The sequence below is a fragment of the Polaromonas sp. P3_C2 genome, from assembly GCF_056402675.1.
Map to the genome: position 1 here is coordinate 1 of NZ_JBFUGX010000442.1, position 3,518 is coordinate 3,518.

General features: G+C 60.6%; 3 protein-coding genes. All 3 read right to left on the bottom strand.

Translation table 11 applies throughout. The features are described from left to right. Positions 1–1,777 (bottom strand): bifunctional 3-phosphoshikimate 1-carboxyvinyltransferase/cytidylate kinase (locus tag AC1DWI_RS16770; RefSeq protein ID WP_477725253.1); only part of this gene is annotated, 1,777 nt, incomplete at its 3' end. Positions 1,778–1,788: 11 nt separating this feature from the next. Beyond that, positions 1,789–2,667, bottom strand: a complete 879-nt coding sequence (locus AC1DWI_RS16775; RefSeq protein ID WP_477725254.1) for a prephenate dehydrogenase — start codon at positions 2,665–2,667, stop codon at positions 1,789–1,791. 33 nt (positions 2,668–2,700) lie between these two features. Continuing rightward, the coding region (gene pheA / locus AC1DWI_RS16780) for a prephenate dehydratase (protein WP_477725255.1) at positions 2,701–3,518 on the bottom strand (818 nt) is incomplete at its 5' end.

Sequence of the window (3,518 nt, forward strand, 5' to 3'; positions counted from 1 at the left end):
GTTCAGCGCGGTGCCGGGCGCTGGCCGTCAGGTAGATTTTGAGCGGCGCATCGGGAAAAATGACGGTTCCCATGTCACGCCCGTCTGCTACCAGCCCGGGCAACTGCCGGAAACTGTGTTGCAGGGTCAGCAGCGCTGCGCGAACCTGGGGATGGGCCGAGACCCGGGAAGCGGCCATCCCGGCAGCTTCGGAGCGGATGGCTTCTGACACATCTTCCGCCCCGAGGAAAATCCGGTCGCCCTGAAAGCGAACCGGCATGGTGCGGGCGATTTGCGCAACAGCCGCCCCGTCGTCGAGCGAAACGTCGGCACGCAAGGCGGCAAATGCGCTCAAGCGATACAGGGCGCCGGAGTCAAGATAGTGGTAGCCGAGCCGTTGGGCCGTCAAAGCTGCCAGGGTACCTTTGCCCGAGGCGGTGGGGCCATCGACGCAGATCACCGGAATATGGTTGACATCTGCTTTGGCCACCATGAACAGGGCCTCGAAGTAGTCCGGAAATGTTTTGCCGACACATTTGGGGTCAAGAATCCGGATGGGCAACCGGGCCGGGTTGAAAGCGGCCAGCGAAAAACACATGGCTACGCGGTGATCGTCGTAGGTGTGAATGGGCGCGGTTTTCCATTCGCCGGGCAGGGGCGGGGTAATTTTGAGATAGTCCACCCCTTCTTCCACCGTGGCGCCGAGTTTTTGCAACTCGCAGGCCATCGCGGCGATGCGGTCGGTTTCCTTGACGCGCCAGCTGGCAATGTTGCGCAAGGTGGTGGTCCCCTCGGCATACAGCGCCATCACGGCCAGCGTCATCGCGGCATCGGGAATATGGTTGCAATCCAGATCAATCGCCTTGAGCGGCCACGCACCGCGCGAGATGCGCAATGAATTGGGCGTGCTGTCGATTTGCGCGCCCATCATTCGTGCGGCCTCCACGAAACGGATGTCGCCCTGGATGGAGTCTGCCCCGACCCCCAAAACTTCTATGCCATTTGGGCCTGCAGCGCCCGATGCTATTGCGCCAAGCGCTATGAAATAGCTAGCAGAGGAAGCATCGCCTTCAACATGGATTTCTCCGGGCGACTGGTAGCGGCTGCCGGCGGGGATGACGAACTGCTCCCAGCCTTTGCGCTGCACGTCAATGCCGAAACGTTTGAGCAGCTTGAGCGTGATTTCAATGTAAGGCCGTGAAATCAGCTCTCCCACGACCTCAATGCAGATGTCGTCGACAGCCACAATGGGCAGGGCCATCAGCAGGGCGGTCAGGAACTGGCTGGAAACATCTCCGCGCACCCGGATGGGGTCTTTCAGGTTCAATTGGCCGGAACGCAGGCGCAGGGGTGGAAAACCTTCATTTCCCAGGTAGTCGATGGAGCAGCCCAGCTGCCGGAGGGCATCAACCAGGTCGCCGATAGGCCTTTCGTGCATGCGGGCCACGCCCGACAGCTCAAATTCCCCGCCCAGCAAGGCCAGAGCGGCCGTCAATGGACGCATGGCAGTACCAGCATTGCCCAGAAACAGCTTGACCGGTGTGTGAACGTTGCGGCCGCCAAGGCCGATGATCACCGCGGTGCTGCCCTCTTGTTTTACTTCGCAGCCAAGCTGCCTGAGCGCCGTCAGCATCACGGCAGTGTCGTCAGACGCCAGGAGATCGTGAACTGTGGTTTCCCCGTGGCTCAGGGCAGCCAGCAACAAGACGCGATTGGAAATGCTTTTGGATCCGGGTAAGCGGACGGAGCCTCCCGCTCCACTGAGGGGCGGGATGTCCAGGAACTCGATGTCGAACATGAATCGCAGGTTTATTTATGCGATTTTTGAGAAGAGATGCGCCAGTTGGCGCGCGTCTCGCTGGCTTGCTCAATGAGCGCTTCCAGGCCGTCGCCGTTGCTGCTCGAAATGAGTACTTCGAGGGACTGCAGGGTCTGCTGAAAGATCTTGGACTGCGCCAGCAACTCTTCGCGGTTGGCAATCAGGATGTCGCGCCACATTTTCGGATCGCTCGCAGCGATGCGTGTAAAGTCGCGAAAGCCGGGCCCGGCCAGGGACATGTAATCCTTCCCGTTCTCCTGTCCGGTAATGCCGTTGATCAGTGCAAAGGCGATCAGGTGGGGCAGATGGCTGACTGCGGCGTACGCAGCGTCATGTGCCTGCGGCGACATCTTGAGGACATGACAGCCCATGGCGGTCYATACGTCGGTGGCTTTTTGCAGCTGGACCGTGAAAGTCCGCTCTATGGGGGTCAGGATGACCTGCTTTCCGTTGTAGAGATCTACATCGGCGTGTTCGACACCCGACACCTCTTTGCCGGTAATGGGATGGCAGGGAACGAAAGAACCGACGTTGCCCTGCAGGACCCGCCGTGCGGCATCGACCACGTCGCGCTTGGTGGAGCCGACATCCATGATCAGGGTGTTTGGACCAACAAGATGCCGAATCGCCTTGAAGGTGGCTTCGGTTGCAGAAACCGGCACCGCCAGCAGGACAATGTCAGCTCCGGAGACTGCCAGCAAGGCGGAAGGCGCCTCTACGTCGATGACACCCATCTGGCGTGCGCGCTCGGTCGTCGAAGGCGACTTGCTATAGCCCACCACGCGTTTGACCAGACCGGCGCGCTTGAGAGCCAGCGCAAAAGAACCGCCCATCAGGCCGCATCCAATGAGACCTAATTGTTCAAACATGTCGTGGTACCAGGGGTTTTGTGAGTTCGTGCATTAATCGCTGACAGGATAGGTTCCGAGAACCTTGTAAAAGGCGCACATTTGTTGCAGGTCAGCCAGTGCCGCCTTGACGTGGTCCTGCGACGGATGGCCTTGCAAATCGATATAAAAATAATATTCCCACTGGCCGGAGCGCGCCGGGCGCGATTCAAAGCGGGTCATGGAGACGCCATGGGCTTTCAACGGCATCAGGATGTCATGGACGGCGCCGGGGCGGTTGGGTACGGAGACCACCAGGCTGACACAGTCTTTGCCGGAGACGGGGGGGGAGGGCAGTGTTTGCGGCAGGCACACCACGGCAAAGCGCGTGCGGTTAAACGCGTCGTCCTGAATGGCGTGGGCGGCCGTATACAGGCCAAACTGGGTGGCGGCCCGGTCACTGGCAATGCCGGCCCATGCGGAGTTGGTGGAGGCAAGGCGTGCACCTTCAGCATTGCTGGAGGCTGCCCGGCGCTCCACATTGGGGAGGTGCGTGGTCAACCAGCCCTGGCATTGGGCCAGGGCCTGGGGGTGTGCATACACGGCTTCGATACCTTCCAGGGACTCGGAAAGCCGCAGGAGGTTGTGGCGCACCATCAGGCTGATCTCGCCAACGATGTGCAGGGGGGAGTTCAGGAACAGGTCGAGAGAGCGGGACACGACGCCCTCGGTCGAGTTTTCGACCGGCACAACCCCGTAGCTGGCGCTGCCGGCAGCCGTTGCACGAAAAACCTCGTCGATGCTGACACAGGGTACGTGCTCGATGCTGGCGCCAAAAAACTGCAGTGCCGCCTGTTCACTGAACGTGCCGGCAGGGCCGAGATATGCCACGC